This is a genomic window from Bacillus sp. EU63 (assembly GCF_038592915.1).
Classification (GTDB): Bacteria; Bacillota; Bacilli; order Bacillales; family Bacillaceae; genus Bacillus; species Bacillus velezensis.
This window is the reverse complement of sequence record NZ_CP151944.1, coordinates 1,187,676-1,207,583: the sequence shown is the minus strand read 5'-3', so window position 1 is coordinate 1,207,583 and position 19,908 is coordinate 1,187,676. Positions and strand designations below refer to the sequence as shown.

The 19,908-nt window shown below is 37.3% G+C and carries 24 protein-coding genes and 1 pseudogene; 11 read left to right on the top strand and 14 right to left on the bottom strand.

Annotated features, from left to right (window positions below; all coding sequences use genetic code 11):
* The first annotated feature begins 110 nt into the window (after positions 1–110).
* The gene (locus NYE38_RS06280; RefSeq protein WP_017417563.1) at positions 111–1,523 is read left to right on the top strand and encodes an MDR family MFS transporter; all 1,413 of its coding nucleotides are present in this window, start codon (positions 111–113) and stop codon (positions 1,521–1,523) included.
* Positions 1,524–1,622: 99 nt separating this feature from the next.
* On the opposite strand, the gene NYE38_RS06275 is transcribed toward NYE38_RS06280, so the two are convergent.
* The 7 genes and pseudogenes from NYE38_RS06275 to NYE38_RS06245 form a co-directional block, all read right to left on the bottom strand.
* Positions 1,623–1,925: a putative quinol monooxygenase gene (locus NYE38_RS06275; protein ID WP_223255052.1), complete on the bottom strand. Its 303-nt coding sequence runs from the start codon at positions 1,923–1,925 to the stop codon at positions 1,623–1,625.
* Positions 1,926–2,014: 89 nt separating this feature from the next.
* A complete protein-coding gene (gene bla / locus NYE38_RS06270) occupies positions 2,015–2,935 on the bottom strand; it encodes a class A beta-lactamase (RefSeq protein ID WP_139068257.1) in 921 nt (306 codons plus the stop codon).
* Positions 2,936–3,067: 132 nt separating this feature from the next.
* Positions 3,068–3,136, bottom strand: a pseudogene (locus NYE38_RS06265) (hypothetical protein); the annotation flags it as partial.
* Positions 3,137–3,368: 232 nt separating this feature from the next.
* Positions 3,369–3,731 (bottom strand): hypothetical protein, encoded by a 363-nt coding sequence (locus NYE38_RS06260; protein ID WP_017417560.1) that lies wholly within the window; start codon positions 3,729–3,731, stop codon positions 3,369–3,371.
* A gap of 613 nt (positions 3,732–4,344) precedes the next feature.
* The gene (locus NYE38_RS06255; protein WP_017417559.1) at positions 4,345–4,815 is read right to left on the bottom strand and encodes a hypothetical protein; all 471 of its coding nucleotides are present in this window, start codon (positions 4,813–4,815) and stop codon (positions 4,345–4,347) included.
* A 77-nt stretch (positions 4,816–4,892) separates the two neighbouring features.
* Positions 4,893–5,225, bottom strand: a complete 333-nt coding sequence (locus tag NYE38_RS06250) for an HIT domain-containing protein (RefSeq protein WP_014417482.1) — start codon at positions 5,223–5,225, stop codon at positions 4,893–4,895.
* Between the two features lie 332 nt (positions 5,226–5,557).
* The gene (locus NYE38_RS06245; protein WP_017417557.1) at positions 5,558–6,301 is read right to left on the bottom strand and encodes an alpha/beta hydrolase; all 744 of its coding nucleotides are present in this window, start codon (positions 6,299–6,301) and stop codon (positions 5,558–5,560) included.
* Between the two features lie 950 nt (positions 6,302–7,251).
* Between NYE38_RS06245 and NYE38_RS06240 the strand changes: the two genes are divergently transcribed.
* The 7 genes from NYE38_RS06240 (at position 7,252) to NYE38_RS06210 (ending at position 13,010) form a co-directional block, all read left to right on the top strand.
* Positions 7,252–9,030, top strand: coding sequence for a T7SS effector LXG polymorphic toxin (locus NYE38_RS06240; RefSeq protein ID WP_025649605.1), 1,779 nt, complete (start codon positions 7,252–7,254; stop codon positions 9,028–9,030).
* Between the two features lie 11 nt (positions 9,031–9,041).
* On the top strand, positions 9,042–9,434 hold the full coding sequence (locus NYE38_RS06235) for a hypothetical protein (RefSeq protein WP_014417478.1): 393 nt from the start codon (positions 9,042–9,044) through the stop codon (positions 9,432–9,434).
* A 33-nt stretch (positions 9,435–9,467) separates the two neighbouring features.
* On the top strand, positions 9,468–9,776 hold the full coding sequence (locus tag NYE38_RS06230; RefSeq protein WP_017417555.1) for a hypothetical protein: 309 nt from the start codon (positions 9,468–9,470) through the stop codon (positions 9,774–9,776).
* Positions 9,777–9,828: 52 nt separating this feature from the next.
* A complete protein-coding gene (locus tag NYE38_RS06225) occupies positions 9,829–10,143 on the top strand; it encodes a contact-dependent growth inhibition system immunity protein (protein WP_017417554.1) in 315 nt (104 codons plus the stop codon).
* A gap of 481 nt (positions 10,144–10,624) precedes the next feature.
* Positions 10,625–10,918, top strand: coding sequence for a hypothetical protein (locus NYE38_RS06220; protein ID WP_017417552.1), 294 nt, complete (start codon positions 10,625–10,627; stop codon positions 10,916–10,918).
* Positions 10,919–12,095: 1,177 nt separating this feature from the next.
* Positions 12,096–12,401, top strand: coding sequence for a YjdJ family protein (locus tag NYE38_RS06215; protein ID WP_017417551.1), 306 nt, complete (start codon positions 12,096–12,098; stop codon positions 12,399–12,401).
* 60 nt (positions 12,402–12,461) lie between these two features.
* Positions 12,462–13,010 carry a hypothetical protein gene (locus NYE38_RS06210; protein ID WP_017417550.1) on the top strand — a complete coding sequence of 183 codons (549 nt, stop codon included), beginning with the start codon at positions 12,462–12,464 and terminating at the stop codon, positions 13,008–13,010.
* A 1,354-nt stretch (positions 13,011–14,364) separates the two neighbouring features.
* On the opposite strand, the gene NYE38_RS06205 is transcribed toward NYE38_RS06210, so the two are convergent.
* The gene (locus NYE38_RS06205) at positions 14,365–14,760 is read right to left on the bottom strand and encodes a hypothetical protein (protein ID WP_017417548.1); all 396 of its coding nucleotides are present in this window, start codon (positions 14,758–14,760) and stop codon (positions 14,365–14,367) included.
* A gap of 14 nt (positions 14,761–14,774) precedes the next feature.
* A complete protein-coding gene (locus tag NYE38_RS06200) occupies positions 14,775–15,086 on the bottom strand; it encodes a hypothetical protein (RefSeq protein ID WP_017417547.1) in 312 nt (103 codons plus the stop codon).
* Between the two features lie 184 nt (positions 15,087–15,270).
* Between NYE38_RS06200 and NYE38_RS06195 the strand changes: the two genes are divergently transcribed.
* On the top strand, positions 15,271–15,495 hold the full coding sequence (locus NYE38_RS06195) for a helix-turn-helix domain-containing protein (protein WP_017417546.1): 225 nt from the start codon (positions 15,271–15,273) through the stop codon (positions 15,493–15,495).
* A 125-nt stretch (positions 15,496–15,620) separates the two neighbouring features.
* Positions 15,621–15,923 carry a hypothetical protein gene (locus NYE38_RS06190; protein WP_014417471.1) on the top strand — a complete coding sequence of 101 codons (303 nt, stop codon included), beginning with the start codon at positions 15,621–15,623 and terminating at the stop codon, positions 15,921–15,923.
* Between the two features lie 55 nt (positions 15,924–15,978).
* On the opposite strand, the gene NYE38_RS06185 is transcribed toward NYE38_RS06190, so the two are convergent.
* Positions 15,979–16,284: a hypothetical protein gene (locus tag NYE38_RS06185; protein WP_340803012.1), complete on the bottom strand. Its 306-nt coding sequence runs from the start codon at positions 16,282–16,284 to the stop codon at positions 15,979–15,981.
* Between the two features lie 13 nt (positions 16,285–16,297).
* Positions 16,298–17,713, bottom strand: a complete 1,416-nt coding sequence (locus NYE38_RS06180) for a hypothetical protein (protein ID WP_014417470.1) — start codon at positions 17,711–17,713, stop codon at positions 16,298–16,300.
* A gap of 50 nt (positions 17,714–17,763) precedes the next feature.
* Between NYE38_RS06180 and NYE38_RS06175 the strand changes: the two genes are divergently transcribed.
* Positions 17,764–18,129 (top strand): DUF1433 domain-containing protein, encoded by a 366-nt coding sequence (locus NYE38_RS06175; RefSeq protein ID WP_014417469.1) that lies wholly within the window; start codon positions 17,764–17,766, stop codon positions 18,127–18,129.
* Between the two features lie 112 nt (positions 18,130–18,241).
* Here the strand turns inward: NYE38_RS06175 and NYE38_RS06170 are convergent, their stop codons facing one another.
* The 3 genes from NYE38_RS06170 to NYE38_RS06160 form a co-directional block, all read right to left on the bottom strand.
* On the bottom strand, positions 18,242–18,973 hold the full coding sequence (locus NYE38_RS06170) for a hypothetical protein (RefSeq protein WP_014417468.1): 732 nt from the start codon (positions 18,971–18,973) through the stop codon (positions 18,242–18,244).
* Positions 18,974–19,288: 315 nt separating this feature from the next.
* Positions 19,289–19,741: a putative toxin-antitoxin system toxin component, PIN family gene (locus NYE38_RS06165; protein WP_340803015.1), complete on the bottom strand. Its 453-nt coding sequence runs from the start codon at positions 19,739–19,741 to the stop codon at positions 19,289–19,291.
* Positions 19,731–19,877 carry a hypothetical protein gene (locus tag NYE38_RS06160; protein WP_154019386.1) on the bottom strand — a complete coding sequence of 49 codons (147 nt, stop codon included), beginning with the start codon at positions 19,875–19,877 and terminating at the stop codon, positions 19,731–19,733. Before NYE38_RS06160 ends, NYE38_RS06165 begins: the two co-directional genes overlap by 11 nt.
* Between the last annotated feature and the right edge of the window lie 31 nt (positions 19,878–19,908).

Here is a 19,908-nt window from a genome sequence, read left to right as displayed (position 1 = left end):
TGAAAACGGGCTGCCTTTTTATATCTCTCTTATTGTTGACAAAGAAACAAAATCACTCTATTATTTTGTTGACAAGGAAACAAATACAGCGATTTTGAGAGGAGAATAATATGTCAACACATAAAAGAAAGGAACTTCGGCTGCCAAAAGAAGTTCTCACAGCCGCCTGGGCTATTGCACTGGGAGCAATCGCTCCAATGCTTGACTCTACGATGGTAAACATCGCCATCGACAAACTGACCAAAGACTTCAACACGACATTGGATACCATTCAGTGGTCCGTTACAGGCTATGTCTTAGCACTTGCGATTGCAGTACCCGTATCCGGCTGGCTTATGAACAAATATAACGGTAAGAAAATCTTCATCGGCTCAGTCATCGCCTTTGGTGTCATTTCTGTTTTTGCGGGGATGAGCCGTGACGTTTCCAACTTTATCTTCTTTCGTTTGCTTCAAGGATTCAGCGCCGGCATTATGACTCCGCTTATGTCAACACTCTTGGTTAAAACGGCAGGTCCGGAAAACCTGGGAAAAGTGATGGCAATCGTCAGCACCCCTATGATCTTCGGCCCGATCTTAGGACCTGTCATCGGAGGCTTCATCGTCCAAGGCGCTTCATGGCATTGGATTTTTTACATCAACGTGTTCATCGTTTTGATTGCTGCACCGCTTATGATGAAAACCATTCCAGACTTTGAACCATTCAACAAAGATCGTAAACTCGATATTTTCGGGATTATCAATTTGTCATTAATGAGCGCGGCATTGATTTACGCTATTACAAAAGCGGCGGATCATGCATCATTTAACAATAGCGACACCATTTTATGGGCGGGCATCGGTCTTGTTTCAGCAGCCATTTATCTTGTATATAATCTGATCAAGAAAAACCAAACCGTGCTGCCTATGAATTTGTTTGCAAACAAGAGCTTCTTATCATCTTCGATCGGGTTGTTCTTAGCGAATGTTGCCATCATGGGGCCGATGTTAATACTTCCGCTGTTTTTTCAAAACATTCGTCATTTCACGGCAGTCGGAGCAGCACTCGCTTTAATCCCTCAAGGAGTCGGAATGCTCATGACTCGTCCGCTGATCGGAAAAATGATTGATAAGATCGGTGCGAAATACGTGGTTACGGTCAGTCTTGTTCTTTCGCTGATCGGATCTATCCCGCTTATTTTTATCACCGATAACACAAGTATGATTTGGATTTCCGTCGTATTATTTATCCGCGGCACCAGTTTTGGAGGAATTATGCTCCCATTAATGAGTGACGCTTATACAGGCCTTGACAGCAAGCAGCTTCCGGAAGCGGGTGTCGGTATTCATATGATTGAAAACCTCGGTTCCAGCTTTGGGTCAGCTGTGATCGCAACCGTTACCGCAACTGTCATACAAGGATTGCAGCCGACGATTCCGAACAGTTTAAAAGGCTACCATGCCGGATTCCTAGTATCCGTCATCATCCTTGCGGCCATCTTCATTCCAAGCCTGTTCCTTACCCATAAAAAGACTGCGAAATAAAGAACTTTTCAAAGTAAATAACCCTTGCACAGCAAGGGTTTTAGTGAATGAAACTGATGATCGTTGTCGGCAGAGTCGGCCAACAATAGACAAAGCCTTTTACTCATTCACATTGCTTTTCATTAACCATTCTACTTCCGTTAATTCTTGTTTTTGAACGTCTTTTGTATGTTTTTTCGTAAAATGGACTTTAACAGCTTCTTCGTTTTCCCAAATCTCCCAAAGCATGATTTTGCGTTCTGATGGTTCGAGCGGATGAGCATGGAACTGAATACAGCCTTCTTCTTTGTTCGTTTCTTCCTCAAGTTTTTTGAATTCCTTCATTATTTCATTAAGGTCTTTATCACTGATGATTTTTAAGCATGCCGTTATGTAATGCATCGAAACTCCCCCTCTTCCCATCTTTTTATGGCTTTACATTATAACATCGAAACCGGCATACCGCATTCTCAACAAATAAAAAGCCGTCCATAAAAAATGAACGGCAATGTTTATTTAAGAGCATTAAGAGCGACTTTTGCAGCTTCAGCGATAAGAGCATTATTATAATTGGCATCTTCCGTAAACCGGTTTGACAGGATTGCCAAAACAATTGGGACTCTGTCAGGCGGCCAAACGATCGCAATGTCGTTTCGTGTGCCGTAGCTTCCGGCTCCGGATTTATCGCCGACTTCCCATCCTGCAGGAGCGCCTGCCCGAATCAGTTCGTCGCCGGTAGCGTTGCCCCGCATCCAATCCGTTAAGATCGTGCGCTTGTCAGTCGTTAGAGTGTTACCCAAAGCGAAAGTCTTAAGATCAGTTGCCAGTGCTTTTGCGGTGCTTGTGTCACGACGATCCCCGGGAATCGCCGAGTTTAGATCCGTCTCGAACCGATCAGCTTTCGTTACATGATCCCCGATCTGTTTCAATGACTTTTCAAAACCTTTAGGGCCGCCAAGCTGCTGCAGCAATAGGTTCCCGGCGGTATTATCGCTGTAACGGACAGCGGCTTCTGAGATTTCTTTCAGGCTCATGCCTGTATCCAGGTGTTTTTCTGTGATTGGAGAATATGTAACTAAATCGTCTTTGCTGTAGCGGATGATGGCATTAAGTTTTTCATTTGAGCTTTTCTTCAGAACAGCAGCTGCGGCCAGAACTTTATAGGTTGATGCGTAAGCAAACCGTTCATTCGGCCGATAAGCAATTGTCTTGTTTGAACCTGTATCAATCGCATAAACCCCAAGCCTGGCATCAAATTTTTTCTCAAGCTGAACAAATTTCTGATTCGTTATACAGCTTGTCATTTTTGTGTCTTCTATAGACTTCGCTTCAGCATGCGCTGAGCCGAATAAAGGATTGAAACCGGTAAAGCTTAAACATAAAAGTCCAATGCATATTCCAACTTGTATTCCCGCTTTATTTTTCACATTCAGGCCTCCTCATTAAAATGATTTTGTATACATCTTCTAATTAACATTACAAACAGGATGAAAGTCAATATATTTCCTGTGAGATGTTGTCCATGACAGTTAGGAAATCAGCTGAAAATTTAATTGAAAACACCCCTGAATCTCTTCAATGGATAGTGTTTCTTCCGGCAGATATTTCGAGAAAAACCCGTGTGATACAGCGTTTGGTTTCTTGCCGGAGCCGCCCTGCGGCACCAGATTCGTATCATTCAGCCCGCCGCCGCTGTGCTTCTTGTATACGCCGGCCGTGTATGTCGCGGCATTCGTAAAACACCCGGCCGCTCTACCCGAATTCATTTTGCCATCTGGACCAAGCCGCGGAAGCAGGCGGCGCAACGGCCGCCGCTCCCATAAGTAACACAACTGATAAATGATTGACTGAATAATTTTTTCACCGTCATTGCTTCCCCTGTTTTTTGTATTCTGCGATTTCCTTAGGGGTAGCCTTCCGGACTCCGTCTGCGTCTGTCCTGTTTGCCACTTGAACGCCTTCCATGTTTTTTATCTCGCTGACTATTCCCAAATGCTCTAAATACACATGATCACCAATCTTGAAACGATTCTGTTTGGCCCGCTCCTCGGTCATGCTCCTGTATTCAGCCGCGGCTTTCATTTTTAATTCAGCCAGACACATTTGACAAAGGGTTACTGTTACAGAATTGCCGTTAAAATCAGTAAACGAAACCGATCTGACAGATTCCTTTTCCGGGTGCATCGTGCATGTTTTCTTCATAGATGATGGCCGTGTAAATTCAATCATTCCGCTTCCTCCTCCATAAAAGTCTTTTCGTCCCCTGACATAACTCCGGATGAATGGGAAGTTCCATACACCCGCATTCAAACTGTCACGACACCGCCATCTGACGGATATTCATAAATCCTTCATAGCTGTAAGCCTATATTCCTTTATATTCCCAATGCTTGCCGCACTTCCCTGTTAAGATGAAGTTTCTAAAGCTGTTGACCAGTTGCCGCATGTTGGTTCCATGCGAAAAGCCGTTTGGGCCGCCGTATCCCAATTCATACGGGTGAATTTCAGCCCTCTCATATGTGTGTATGCTTTGTAAAGGAGGTGCATCACATGATGTTCTAACAACCGATTCAACCTGAACAAAGTGATTTAGTCGACAAAAAGATTGCCGAGAACAAAAAGAACGGTGAATCTAAAAACAATTGATCTTTCTGAATATGAATTGCTGGTCAACGCATATTTCAAATTAATAAGATAAATAAAATAGACCCCCTCAAAGTTAATGGTGAGGGGGGTCTTAAGTATGCGGCCGATATTTCTTTATTGAACTCCAAACGAAGAGATGCAAAAATGGATTGAAGAGGTGATGGTTTTGCCGCCATGTTAATGTACAAATATTTAATTAATACTGTATCAGTTTATTCAATATGTTAATTTTACTTTGATCTTTATTACTCTTCTTTGTTCTTCTATATCCATCTAATAAAGACATATTATAAACCTTGAGGTAATCATCAATAGTCAGCAAATGATATTTCGCTCCGTCATCTTCAAAAACCCCTAGGTTATGATAGTCTACATCTGCAAATGGTTTTAAATCCTCAATGTAAGCAATGCCTATTTTAGTATTAGTTTTCCTAAATTCATGCTCATGTAAATCAACCAATTTATATCCTTGCAGTTCCATAATTTTTTTAAGTTTTTCCCACTGTTCCTCTAAAAATATTAAAGGAATAAGGATGTCAATATCTTCTGGTGAAAAGTTCAACCCAGTTACCTTTTCAAGACCTAAAGAGCCATATAATAATGGAGTAATGTCTAACTCTTTATTAAGAGTTTTAGCTATATTTATAAATTCATTATACAATTTCATTTTATATCCTCAATTTTTGGCTATTTACTGCTCCTTGGAGTTTCTTTGGAATTTATTTTCACTTTAAAAGGATTCTTTTATCTCAATGGATCTCCTGAAGCTATATGCCAATGCAGATGCTTTGAATCCTGATAATCTCCTAAGTTTGTAAGCACCCTGCAAGAACCACTTTCTTTTGTCACCTTCGCTGCAACCTTTTTAATCACACCCAGCAACTCGAGTAAAAGTTCATTGTCGTCTTCTTCCAAAGTGATTAAAGAAGAGATATGTTTTTTAGGAATAGCAACAATATGCACCGGCCAAAAAGGTCTTGTATGATGATACGCCAATACATTCTCGGTTTCTAAAACTTTATTTACTTTTGTTTTTCCGCTTAATACTTCATCGCAATAAAAATCTTCTGTCATCATTAATCCCCCCCTTACTTTTTAGCGTTGATCTTCATAGTCAATATACAAATTTAACCCAATGCTCTGCTTTATTTTTCACCTTTATCATTAAAATAAGAGAACCACAATAAACTTATGAACCCATCAGCTCCTATAATTGTAGATATAATGTAAGTCCAATTAAGTAAATTCATAAGCTTTCTCCTCTAAGAAATTATTTCGATACGTCTAAATATATTGCTTTATAGAATTTTCCATTCCGTGCAATCCAGCCGCTTTTGATACGGTGTTTAAGGATTGCTACCTATTCTAACCAATACAAGACTGCCCTCATCTACTGCTTTTAACTAAACTTATTTTTGTATCTCTTTCAATGTATCTTTAATAATGTCAACAATAATCTGGGGTTGATCAACATGTAGACCGTGTGATGCATTCTTCACAACAATATGTTTGCTATTTGTTGATAAACGCAGAAAGTCTCTTTGAAATAGATTCCACGCAGCGAAGGATTCAGTTGTATGATAAGACTGTAAACCAGCGCTGACAACTATAAGTGGGATATCTCCTAATGATGTGCATTTGTCTATTTGTTCAAAACTATCTTGAATTTCACTTAAAGAACCTTCTACCGAAAATTGATTAAGGTAAAGAGATCTTGTTTCTTCACTGAATAGTGGTGGCATAATTTTGTTTTGATCTTCATGGCAGGAATCTAAGAGAATAACCGCTGCTACTTCTTCTGGATATGTACAAGCATATAATCTTACATTTGCTCCTCCAAATGAATGCCCTACGAGCATATATGGTGGTTTAATATTCGCATTTTGTAAAAGGGTACGAAGATTTTCAACAGACTGCTTGCTGTCTTTTCGTCTATCGTCTTTTTCACTTTTTCCTAAACCTGCTCTATCGTAGATGAAAAATTGCGCAAATTTTGAAATTTCACCTTTTATAGGGTCCCAAGAAGCAGAAGGGCATCCGTACCCTGATTCAAATATGACTGTAATGTTTTCATTTTGCCTTTCAAAAAATTCGTAATAGAGCTTAATACCACCAATATCTTGCATTTTGCCAGTATTGGTAATTTTATTCATACAAAAACCTCCAGTGTTTAATCATTAGATTTATATGTTAAAACGGGGCATTCTGTCTCTGATTTTTTTAGTCAAATGCCATCCATCTCATTCCAATAAACTCTTCTTCTCTAAATATACTTCTTTTAAGCCCTTATCATCACTTAGAACACTATATACTACCCCAGAAATCGGGACTCTCTATGTAATAATGGGTATTCATCTAATCTGTCATTTTTTAAGATATTAGTTAAGATATTTATCATTGTTCACATCTCTCTTTGTTAGAGTAAAAACGTGTTTAAACTTAAACCATCTGAAACACGACATACAATGCAACTTCAGCTACAAGCAAATAAATCATATATCTAGCATAATTGAATACATCTTCATCAGTATTTTTCTCTTTTTTAAAAGTCCATGCAAATAAACCTAATACAGTTGCCACTAATGCGATTTCAATTATTGTTAATATTTACATACCTTCCTCCTAAAAAGAACAGGGTAAATAGACTTATGTTAATTTTCATTCAATTAAGTCTCTTCAGTCAGGATTTATCTTATAAAAACTTTCCATTTCTTCATGTTCATCACCTTCAATGAGTTCAAAGCTGCCTGGTACATTATACATTATTTTCCGTTAATATATCAATTCCGGTTAATAACTCACCTGCATCTTGAATTACGCCATTTTCATCTTTTACACACTACAATTCATTATCTAAAAATATGTTCCAGCCTTTTTAACCGGCTTAATCTTTCCAATTCACTTAATTCAAACGCTGCCGAGTAATTCCCTACACTCCGGTTTCTCATCCATAAGCTCTCTTCTCAAATGCTTAATCACATAATTACAAGGACAAAGAAGTGGGTCAAATGATTCATTTTACCATTTTAGATAGTACATTGACCTTATTCCTCATTCCTCCATGAAAATCTTGTTGAAGTATTTCGAATGAAAGGATATGGTCATGAAAGTTTTCGAAGCAACCACCCTCCTCGCTGCCGCCAAACAACGCGCAAACGAATACAAAGAACTCCGCAACCAAATGGTCAATCTAAAAAAAGCCTTTCAAGGCATGGCTGATCTCGGTGACAGCGACTTCTCAGGCCGGGGCGCTGACAATATCAAAGCGTTTTTCAAGGACCACGCCGGCGTCACAGACAGCTGGCTTGATCTGATCGATATGAAAATCGCATTTCTCACAAGCCTTCCCGGCAAGGTCGAAGACGCCGGACTTTCCAATTCGCATGTGGAGGAATCATTTCTGGAGCACGAGCTCACCCACGCCCTTAGTAAATCAAAGGCGATTATGGAAGAGCAGAAAAAGGACATGGGGTCCATCCTCGGAGAGATCGAAGGCATCATCTCGCTCGAATTGTTTTCAACCGAAAGCACAGATCAGAAGCTTTCTTCAGCTGACAAAAAAAGAAGCGAAACGATACATAAACTCGGCAAACTTGATCACGATCTAACGAAAGAATACGCAGAAACCGAAGCGAACGAACAGTTCATCCAAGCTGACTTCCAGAAACTTCAAAACGCCACGGGCAAAGGAAAAGGTGCCACGCCGCTTCACTACAACGCTAAGGCGTACCGTGAAAGCGACATACATAAGAAAAAAGGCGATATCGCAAGACATTCGGATGCCTATTTGACGATTAAAAAGGAAGAAGCGAAAGAGCGTGAAATCAAGGATCTGAAGAAAAAGCTGGCTGATGGCGTAACCGACCCGGATGAATACTTAGAAATCGCCAAAAAGGTTGGCTATGAGAATCTCACCCCTGAACAGCTTGAATTTGTTTCATTTCTGGAACAGCGTAAAGCTTTCATGGATAACGGAAAAGAAGCATTGCAAATCATAGGTGATGGCGCCAAAGGTCTGCTTGTTGGTGTATACGATCTTGCCAAGGATACCGGTGAAGGAGCACTTCAACTCGGACGGAATATCGGTTGGACAATTGACAACTTAAACAAAGATCCTCAAAAAGTTCTGGATACTGTTCTGGAATATGACTATCTAGGTGTCTTTCAAAGTATGGTTGACACATTGAAGGATGATTGGGATAAAAAGATGATTCACGGGGATGCATATACACGGATGCACTATGTTACTTACCTGGGCGGAAGTCTTCTGTTATTGAAAGGCGGAAAGTCCTCTGTCTCAACAGGCTCAAAAGATCTTGCTAAAGTTGGCGGCACAATTAAGAAAGGCGGAAAGTCTGTAAAACAGTTTTACAAATCTCCTGTCAATCGGTATACTCCTGCATTAGAAGGAATCCTTCAAGATGCTGAGCATACTATTAACGTAAAAAATACACCACTCCTAAAAGGAATAGCCGATTCCACTAAAGATAGGGTACTCTTTAAATCAATCAATGGTAAGTCATCAAAAAACAAGGCAGTTAAAAAAGGCCTTTCCAAAAAATCAAGAGAAGTTGCGCTTCCAAAGGTAGACACATATGAACAAGCTAGAAATGAGGCGCTAAATCTAATTGGTGATTTAGGAATAGATTCAAAGCCTTTTATAGGTACTTTATCTAAAAGCGCAGGCTTTGGTAAAGTTACTGGCCGAATGTCTGAAGATAATAAAGTCCTTTGGAGATTAGATTATGATCCCGAAAAGGGACCTCATATAAATGTTGAGGATTATAGAAATGGAAAAGGAGATAAGGCAAAGAAATATTATATACCTTTTAACGGAAACGAAGATACTTATAAATCCCTTTTAAAACATTTAAATAAATAGGAAGTGTTAATATGACCTTATACGAAGAATGTCTAGAAGCTCTTGGAGATAACAAAGAAGTCCTCACTATTTCTGAGACACGTAAATATCATGAGCATCTTGGCGAAAGTTTCCCCTTCACATCATGGGGAAGAATTAAATGGGATGAAGTAACTTATCACAGATCTATTGATTACGCTGAAGATATTGATGAATGGTTAGTTGAGAATAAAATAGATAATAAAACTGTTATTCTCCTTTGGGCTTACGGTGATTATCCAGCTGTAAAAACCAGCTTAGACAACGCCTTAAACGTAATTGATGATGTAACTGCTGTAGGTTCAGATACCTTCATGTTCAGCGAATCTGGTTATGTTATTGAATTTTTCCATGATGGAGATGTAACAATAGGAAAAGCAATATGAAAATATTAGCCCTTCTTAGTTAAGAGAATCAATATGAATTTAGAGAAAAAAATGAAAGATATATTAATTAAAAGAAAAAAACTTAATCTTAATGATGACTATGGCATTCAAAAAAGTTGGGATGAAATAATTGAAGTGCTTTCAGAAAACGAAGAAAATACAATCAGCTATCTAGAAAATTGTAATAAAGCAGATTTATATTGGGTCAGTGAGGTATTTGAAGATTTAGCTGAAAGTTTGCACAGTAAAGAACTTATTAATTGTTTAAAAAAATTAGATGAAAAGTGCCCTGACTTAGAAATGACAAACGATATTGATATAGCAGAAAGTTATATAGAATAACGATACGCACCATTTCTCAGATTTGAAGTTCATTTCTTGGTGGTGATAAGTAATGATTGAAATTAAAGTTTCTGATCCTGTATTTAGATTTCTCGGTGGACATTTCCACCAAGGAATAGAGTCTCCGGCAAATGCACTTGATAAATATTTAAATGAAGCATCACAAAAACTAAAAGAAAGAGATTTAATAGCACTAACTGAGTTTGTAAATAGTGATTATTCAGAAGAAGACAAGAATGAATTTATAGAGGAAGCAGCGGATGGCATATACTTTCCTGAAGATGATCCTGAAGATGATATAACTCCATTAGAATGGCTTAAGCAAGTCACTGAACAAATTAAAAAGCACCTTAAACAACATAGTTAGAAAAAGAGCCCTTTTTTAAGAAGGGCTTCTTTTATTAATTTCAATTTCACTTCTATCTTCGCTTTCGTTTTTAGTCCGTAAATGCCGTATGTCTTCAAACCATACATGGACTGAATCGATCGACCGCATTTTTGATGAAAGATAAATTGAAGTGGTATAAACTGCAGAAAAAGAGTGTAATAAAAAAACCCATAATAATGGACTTAATAATGCTAACATGCTACTAATATCTTCTCTTCCAAGAGATTTATATAAAGGACTTAATTTATATTCTCCCAATCACATTTTATGGGATTTTTACCTTCTCTCTGATGAACAAAAAGTCGCTAAACCATATCGGCTGTATTAGATGTAGAGATGTATATTAATAAAGATGGCTCAATAGCTACTGCATATCCTTTATATAAAAAACCAAGGGAATGATTGAATTTATTATGGAATATTATTTGAATGTAAAAGAGACCATTTAGGATACTTACGAGTGGTTCTCCCTGCAGAGTTAGAATACTTTTCTGATTTCATTGAAGACATTGTTTCGGTAGATGAAGCTGATGAATACTTGAAAATGATTCAAGATGTATTGGATGGTTCTTCTGAAGAATATGAGATTCAACTAAATACAACCATTGCATATATAAAAGAAGATCAAACAGTCATAGAACACCTTTATACAGAAAATGAAAACGATAGAAGCTCCATGGAGACAGTAAAATACAAAAAACTTATACTCGACTGGAGAGACAAGATCCCCCAAAGGTATAAGAGTGATGATTGAAACTTTAGGTCCCTTGAAATTCAAGGGACCTTTTTATTACTTTAATACCGCTTCAAGTTTCACTTTGTTTTCGATCCGCAGTTACTATCTGGAGAACTCATTAGGAACGGTCTGACGAATTTTTGGTTTTCAGTGCATAATAGCAATCAATGCCATTTCCTTGCCCTTCTTACTGGAATAATGTAAGCCTCTAGAGCTGTTTCAATAAAAAATAAAAAACCCTTGCTGCGCAAGGGTTTCGGCTATGATTCCGACTGGGCTCGAACCAGCGACCTCTACCCTGTCAAGGACGAGACACGTATTCTGAATAATCTTTAACAATCCTAAAAAATCGCCTAAACCCTTGTCATATCAAGCTTCATGGGATTTAGTTTCCTGATTGATATTTGTTGTTTCTAAGTAGTTTAAAATGTTTGTGTGACTCCGTGGTGACACAAAAAGACCCGCAGCACAATGTGTTATGGAGTAACAAAACAGGACTCCATCCATGCCCTCAGAATTATAGGAGTGTACATCAACATACCTTCACCTTGAGGGTATGTAAAAGAAATCGTTAAATCCAACTTTGGATTAAAGCATTGACCCAAATCAAATTGAGTTAGGTTTGAAAGAGAGCGCAATTTTGCGACGGCATATCTGACTGGGCAAAACATCTATCCAGCTTCTGACGTCGTGAAATGCGACTCCAGCCCGCTATTTCATATGTTAGAGATACTGGCAGGTCTTCAAGCATCTCAGTTTGTCTCTTATTACAATTTGTAACAAGATCGCATTGGCCTTTCGGAATTTCCGAAAATCATTTTAGAGTTGATCACGCAAATTTTGCCTGATCATATTGAGTTTTGAATTAGTTCGTGCCAATTTGGCACAATCAAACGATACTGTTTAGTCGTTCACATTATGAACGAGCTCTATACTTACTCATCGGAAATTTAGAGAACGGACTTTTCCGTTTTCTAAAATATATCCAGGAGACAATTTGTCCGTTTGCTCTATGGTTTGAAAGATTACTTCGATTCTTTTGACACCTTAAAAATTGTTTATTATTCTTTATTGTGGTAAAATAATGCTTGGTTTTCTCTGGATGTTAATCAATTAGTATACAAGACTTTAAGTAATGAATTCTATTCTCTTTTCAACATAGAAAACAAATTGTTATGATTTGGAGGCATTAAATTTGAAGAAAATACTTTTAGTTGTTCAACTTGGATTGTCTTTTCTGATCTTTCTATCTTTAATTGCTGTGAATTGGTATCAAGGAAGTGAACTTGCTTCAGATATATTCGAGTGGAACTATACAGCTAAGTTCTCCAAACTATTTAATGGGGTTGATAAAATCACCAGCCCAGATCAAATTTCTCAATTAGATTTTTTCATTTACTCTGCTAAACACTATCCAGTGGTTACCACTTTAATGATATGTTCATTTATTTATGTTCTGATATCACTCTTCTTCCTATTAAAAACATTGAAAAACAAATAGATAATATATGACATATGTGGTATAATTTCCTCGTAATAACTACATATGGAGGTAAAAACATTGAAAAAAGCTTTATTTTTAACTTTCTTTGTCGGTTTGTTGATTTTTGGCTCTCTAACCCCTATTTCTGCTAGTGCAGAAGAATCAAAAGGAACTAACACCCCAGCTTCAGCTCAAGTAGAGTATTATGATGCAAACAATAAACTTGTAAGTGTAGAGAGCTATACGGAAGAAAAGCAAGCTACAAGCACACCTTCTACAAAATTCTTTTCATTGGCTGCATCCAAAAAAGGTGTTTCGTATTATGATTTCGGTAAGACGACTTTCTCAAACTATATTTGGGTAAAAGGTGGATACGCCTTCAAAAACCCTGGTGCTATGTCTATAGAATTAAATAATAGACCTAAACAATTTGAAGTAAGAATGTATGCTTCTAATAAAAAAACTTACATTGGTAAAGGTGTAGCTAAGAATGCATCTGGGTGGGTTCCATTTGATTGGAGATCACTTAGAAAAAAAGGAAGTTCATACACTTTTAAACTAGTGAGTGCCGCCAATTCTGGAAAAATCACTGTAAACAATGGAACTCTTGAATACAATGTTAACTAAATTAAAGTGGTTGAGAAGAAGCAGGTTATACTTGCTTCTTCTTTTATTGGCTAAGATTATTATTTTTAAAAACTCACAAACTCCCCTTATACTCATTCAGCAGCGTTCTTCTTTTCGCTCAGTTGTAGATCATATTGTACCGTATTCTCGCCTGTCTTCGTTGGGATATTGTTAACGTCTTATCTCCCATCATCTTGAGAAACATTTCTAAGTCCTCATGCTCCTTTTTGGTTACAGTCACTTTCAATCGCTTTAACCTCCATTCATCGTCAAAACTTTTGTTATTTGTCTTGACTTTTCTTTTAATTTTTTGCTTGATTGGTTGAGACTGTGGACAACGGCTGGACAAGTTGTCTGCCTGAATTTGCTTGTAAAAAAAATAAACAAACTCAGGCAGGCGACTGAAACTTGATTGTATATCCACTTGTGGTATCCGTGTGTTCACCCTATTTGCCGTTGGTTATTCCCCAAACAAGCCTACTGTGTCAAGTGTCCCTAACAGGTTCTCAAAGCTCTAATCTGAGCCCTGATACTTGTGGCTTGTCCTGCATCGTCAGAAACGATACACCCTTCCTTCGTCAGCACTTAATGGCAGCTTTCGCCTTTCAGATGCATGTGTAAATAGGGAAACACAGAAGGCATCCTATCCTCATTTTTTGCGTCGGCTGAGTCACTACCCTGTCAAGTTTTACGTGTGTTAGAGCATTCCACGGCAGTCTCTTTCGTTGCCACTTGTGGCGATGGCGCCATATTGGAGCCTTCGAAAAAAGGCATCACTAAAGACAACACCTTAATTCAGGAGCATAGACTGACTGTATTCAGTTTTAAGGGGCTCGCAAAACGCTACCCCCTTGATAATAATCCGATTGTAGTAATACAGGGTCTGCAGAGGACAGGGAATACCTCTCCCCGTCCTCACTGTCTATTCAATCGTCTGCTTTCCACACCGTGAAGATATCGACATACTCACTCTTACAGAAAGCAAGCTCACTGACTTCAGATACCATACATTCAATCACATCAACGGTAGGACATTTCTTGATAATCCACTCTATGATTGAATAAAGATGATCTTTGTAATTGCATGTAAACCTTTCTTTTAGCAATTTATTTCGCCTATCATATGCTTTAAATTCATAAGTGGTATATGTGTTTTTCATTTCAGTTATCCCCTTGATTAAATTGTTATGTTTAAATACAATGGGAGTGTACTAACCCATCAGATTAGGAGAGTGCTGGTGACACTCTTCCTAATCATCCAAACCACGCTATGCACAATATGCTTAAAGCTGGTACAACTACGATCAATCCCCCAAATACAACCTGACAGAAACGTTCATTATGTAATTCTGTTTTATTCATGGTCTTCCACTTCTTCTGCATATGAATCTTCATCTATGTAAAACACATTGTTTGTGACAGTTGGGATAACTGTTTTACCTCCCCCCATATCCAACATGATATGAGGGAAATCAACGCCCATTTCTCCTGTCTGTTCTAACGCTTCAATTGCATCTTGTTCATCCTCCGCATCAAGTTCAACACAAACAGGTATTGTCATATCTGTGAAGATTTTGAAACGCTTTTTAGGCTTTCCATCGTCGTATGTTTCAATGAAGTTGTTTTCTTCTTCGAACATCTTCCCTCTGAAGTAATTGAAATGATTCGTCATTTCCTCGATACGCTCTTCGTTTGTGATTGCTCCTAAGCTTGCTACATTAGTTCCTACAGTGTGACGGTTAATTTGCATTGTCGTTATCCCCTTTAGTAAGTTTTGTTTTTATCAAGAATCTGATAGCCTTCCGGTGTAACAAGCTCCCTATTGTCAATGAGAGCATCCCATAATCGTGTGCTGAGCAACTTATCAATTACTGCATTTGTTAAGCTTCTGAGGTTTTTGTATTTGATGTCTTCGGCCAAGAAAACTGAATGGATGCTGTCGTATTTCCCATCCTTCCTTTTAAGAACTTGATACAAATGTACTTGACCATCTTCGCCAGAAACGGCGAAATGCTTGTAAAACAACATTGCTGGAAAGTCACCCAAATCACTTCTACGGATAATTATGTGTTTCATTTTTTCACCTTCAGTTTATTAATTTGATTATTTGTTTCTTTTATTAATTTATTGTTTTGTTTCTAAACATAGTATAGTTCTATTAAAAAACAAAGTCAAGCGTTTATTGAAGAAAATGTTCTAAAAATAAACAGATTGACAAATAATATGTTATAATTAAGAAAATGGACGTTTGAGGTGCTTTATGAAATTAAGACCAAGTTATAAACCAATGGAGATTACTCTTATCAAAAAGGATTTAAAAAAAGTTGACCTTAGAAGCCATGTAGACGTTTCATCTGCAACTTTGGCTAAAATGTCTAAAGGTGAGCCTGTGTCCCTTTCAGCAATAATAAAGATTTGTGAATATCTTGAGTGTGACTTACACGATGTTGTTGAATTAATTGAGGTTGAAGATACAGAGTCTTAAGCAAAAGTATTGCTTTTATTTTTTTCAAATTCGTTAAACAAAACCATTGAAATATTCGATTGTCCATAATGTGGACAATCAAAAGTATTGCGATTGCTGTTATACTGTACGGAGAGGTGAACGGGATGGAAAACAACATGCTTCAAGCGATATTAGATGAGATTAAGAAAATTGATAACAAAATTGATGGCGTGGCTTCTGATTTGAAGTCATTTAAAAAAGAGATGCACGAATTTAAAGAGGAAATGAATGAATTCAGAGAAGATACAAAGAAGGAATTCAATCAGATTAATGTTAAGTTAGACCGCCTTGAAGAGAACCAGCCAAAAGATATTACGGCTCACCTTAAACACATACAGAACGTAGATAATAAAACAGAGCTATTGAATAAGCGATTATTTGATGTTGAAAGTCGATTGAAAAACTGATTGCCACAAATGACAATAAAAAAGCCCCTCACAATTTGTGAAGGGGTTATTTTAACTATTTAGTCTTAATACTTCTCAGAAAAGCACTTCTGTTCTCAGTGGCATTGGTAAGCATTGTTGCATTTTCATTAAGCCTTTGTACTAATGCTTCTTTAGCTTTACCTTCAAATGAAGAGAGTAAAGCAATATACACTTCAGCTATAACCTGTTGTGCTGAAGAAAAGTCTGATGCGTTATTTATGTCTTCTTTTAGGCTCTGACAATGAGATTTTAAACTTGAACCCACAATTTTTTTTAATTCCTCATTCTGTTGTAACCGTCTGTAAAACTCATCTGCATCCATATTAACTCCATATGGCAATTTAAATCCCCCCTTACAACCGTAACCAGCTTGCTAATTCATCATCCTTATCTTTTAGATCTTCAGCCATTTTAACAATGAACTCACTAATATCCTCTAAATCTCTAATTAAATAATGAAGAGAAGCCTCAGTCTGATAATGTTCTTCTGAGTCATAAAATGTTGCCCCATCTTTCACATAAGGTGCGTGAAACAATACAGCTTTATCAACATCGCTTGGATCTAGATCCTTAAATTCTCCTAATCTCTTTCCGCAAATAGATTTTACGTCATAAACCATTTTGCTGTGATCATGAGGGAATCGTTCAATTGCTTGTTTCTTTGTTTTTAAGTCTTCGATAGCTGCCTGTAATCGTTTAGCCAGTTCTTTTGCATACTTAGCATCCACTTTAATGGTTTGCCCATTCATACCTGAATAAGATGAGAACGATTCGATATTCTGGTTATAAACACCGTTGCTGCCATCGACACTCTGGATATTACCATTCTTATCAAATTTAAAGTTAGCGTCAATCATACTATGAGTATCAGGATTTTTAGCGAATGCTTGGCCATAGAATGAAGTAATAAGACTTCCTAAAATACCAGTAATGCCCAAAGATGTATTGAGCCGGTTAGCGCGATCTTGACGTGCGATGCTTGGGTCTTTCGTGTATATCGTTGTTCCGTTGTGTCTGTCGTATTCTAAAAACCAACCTGAACCCACCATATCATCAGGATTAATGATTGCTTTATGATACAAATCAAATTCGCCATTTCTGATTTTCTTTTGTGTTTCATCATCATGCAGCTTAACAATGGAAGGGTTGTTAAAAGCTACACTGTAAACGCTATTGTTTACACCAGCGTATTCCGCATCTGCCCCTCCAAGTGAGTGACCTGTTGTCGAAATCACTGTGTTAGTGCCAGCATACTTTTTCACTTCATTGGCAACAATCTTATCACCTTGATCAAATTGAGATGTCTTAGTGACAATTTTGTATTCTCCGCTCTTAATCATCATTGCTTGTTCCATACTGCCGTTATACTTGGCAATAGCTTTAGAGTTTTCAGATGCATCTTTTTTCATTATGTATTGGACTTTCTTTTTCGGGTCTTTACCCATTACTACGTTGCCGCCATCTGCACTTATAACGTCAGCTTTAATTTGTTCCTGGTTTGTTCCTTGAAAACCTACAACAACATTTTCTGGTTCTTTTGGTTTTACCCATTTACCTTCTTTTTTCTTGGCTTGAACAAAGACGTATACATCTAGCCCTGTATCTGGATCTTTTTTGATTTTATCTACGTAAAAAGCCTTTTTTGAATCATTTACAAGTGGTGTCTTATTCTCATAGGCTTTTTTCATTTTCTTTTCACTGTATGTATTTTGACTAAGAGAAAAATAGTCTTCATCTGATAAATTAGGTATGTCAGTCTTTGTATTCATGTACAATACCCCTTCACTCATGTAAAATGTAAGACAGAAAGGATGGTTTTATGAAAAAATACATAATTATCCTTATAGCTCTGGTTATTATAACACTTGGAGGGATATTTATGAAGGAACAACACGACAAAAAAATGGAAGCCCAAGAAACTCAGCAAAAGGAAGAGTTGTACTCTTTGGCTAAAAAAAGAATGACTGACTTTATTAAAACAAACTATAAAGATATTGAACAAATTGATTACACTGATGATTATGAGATTAATCCAATGGGCGGTATTGAAATCAACGGTTACCTTAATGGAAATAAGAAAAAAGAAATATGGGGAATCTATGATAAAGGTAATGACAAAGTCATATCTTTCACTGTGGATGCAACCGAGAAGCCTGAGTGCGAAGATAAAGTATGTGAGTATTAAATAAACCCCTTCACAGTTATTTGTGAGGGGTTTATTTATTGTGTGGTCTATGTTTAGATTAGGCTCAAATGTCCGAAAGAAAAAGCCCTATCCGGTTAAGGATAGAGCTGTTTTATTCTTGTATTGTTGTTAATACTCCATTATCGAAATATAGGTATCTGCTGCCGTAAACCCATTGTTCGTTTATTCCTGATGCTGTCGTTGTCTTATGAATAGACATAGGCCTGCCCCAATCTTTAAGTTGGATAACTTCCTGCTTGGTCATGCCAATAGCAATTTTCTTTTCCTGATATTCTTCATCTTCAGACTGTTCATCATCATTTTCGCTGTATGTAACTTCTCTTCTTTGGAAACCAGTTGATTCAGGATTATCATCTACACGATCTTTTATTAGTAAAGTGTTTTCTTCAGGGGTATTTAATGGATCATAATCAACTTCATATCTAAGTACCTTATCGTGTTTATCCGGGTGAACAAAAATATGAGCTATCGAACAAACCTTGTCTTTCCCACAGTCTATTTTATTCAAGTTGGAGTTTTTCTGCGTAATTTCCATTACTTCACCCACTGTAAGTAACTTTTCTTTATCCGATAACTGGGTGAAAGATGGCTTGGCTGCTAAAACTAAGTCATATACTTTATCATTAGATTTATCGGTTTTAGACATCCACACCTGATTAAAGTTTTTCTTAACTCCCTTATCATTTCCCACTTTCTCAGCAATTGTGTCTAAATTACTGGTGTCCAATCTGTTTATGTACATCGGAATTGTTATAGCTAGAATAATACCAACTACCACAACACTAAGTGTTGATATTAGAAGTATGATCTTCTTTTTTGACAAATTAACCTCCCCTTCCCATCTTTACTTATTATCGGTTATTTCACTCGCTATTCCAACAAAAAAAAGACGTATCCAATAAGGATACGCCTGTTTATTGTACATGCCTATATGCTTCCCAGATGTAAGCCTGTTATAAACCCAAGTTCGTTTAATAATTCTGTATGTTAAATTACCAGGGAGGCTTGTCATTACATTTCAACTATAACTTCATACCATAACTGCATACTTATAGGTGGATCACACTTAGCAGTTTCATAAAACACAAAAAGACCATCGATCCAGTTCGGTAGTCTTCTTCTGTGTTATGTAGAACTTTCAAGAGATAATCTGCTCATCATTATTATTAGTATATTCACCGGGTGTGCAACAAATAAAAGGGACATGCTTCAAATCTAACATTCCGCTTTTTTTATCTAAAGTTACTAAATGTGACGCATCAGCAGCATACGCAGCTATTACGAACATTTGGTCTTCAGGATCTTTTACTCTTGGAACTTTAACTCTCATAAACTTAGTGTTCACAGATTTGCCCAGTTGGAACATTGCAGTTATATTATCCAACACTTCTTTAGTTTCTTCTTCCGATAGAGAAAAGTCATTACACTTCTTTTTTAAAAAATACATTAATTCACCAATAATTTCTCTCGAAAAAACAAGCCTTGCATCGTTATGCTCAAGGCTTGCAAAAAATATTTCGCTATCATTTCCTTCAGCACCAAATATACTCTCTATAAAAACGCATGTATCTGCTACAATTTTATCTCCCATTCTTCGCATCTTCGATAGATCTCACTACTTGTTGGTAAGAAATTCGATTTTCCTTCATCTTATTTTGCATAATACGCCTAATGTTCTTCATTGCCTCAGATTGAGTTTTAGGAATTGTCATATGATTAATAGCCATATTCTCATCCTCCTTTTTCCGATCCATCTAA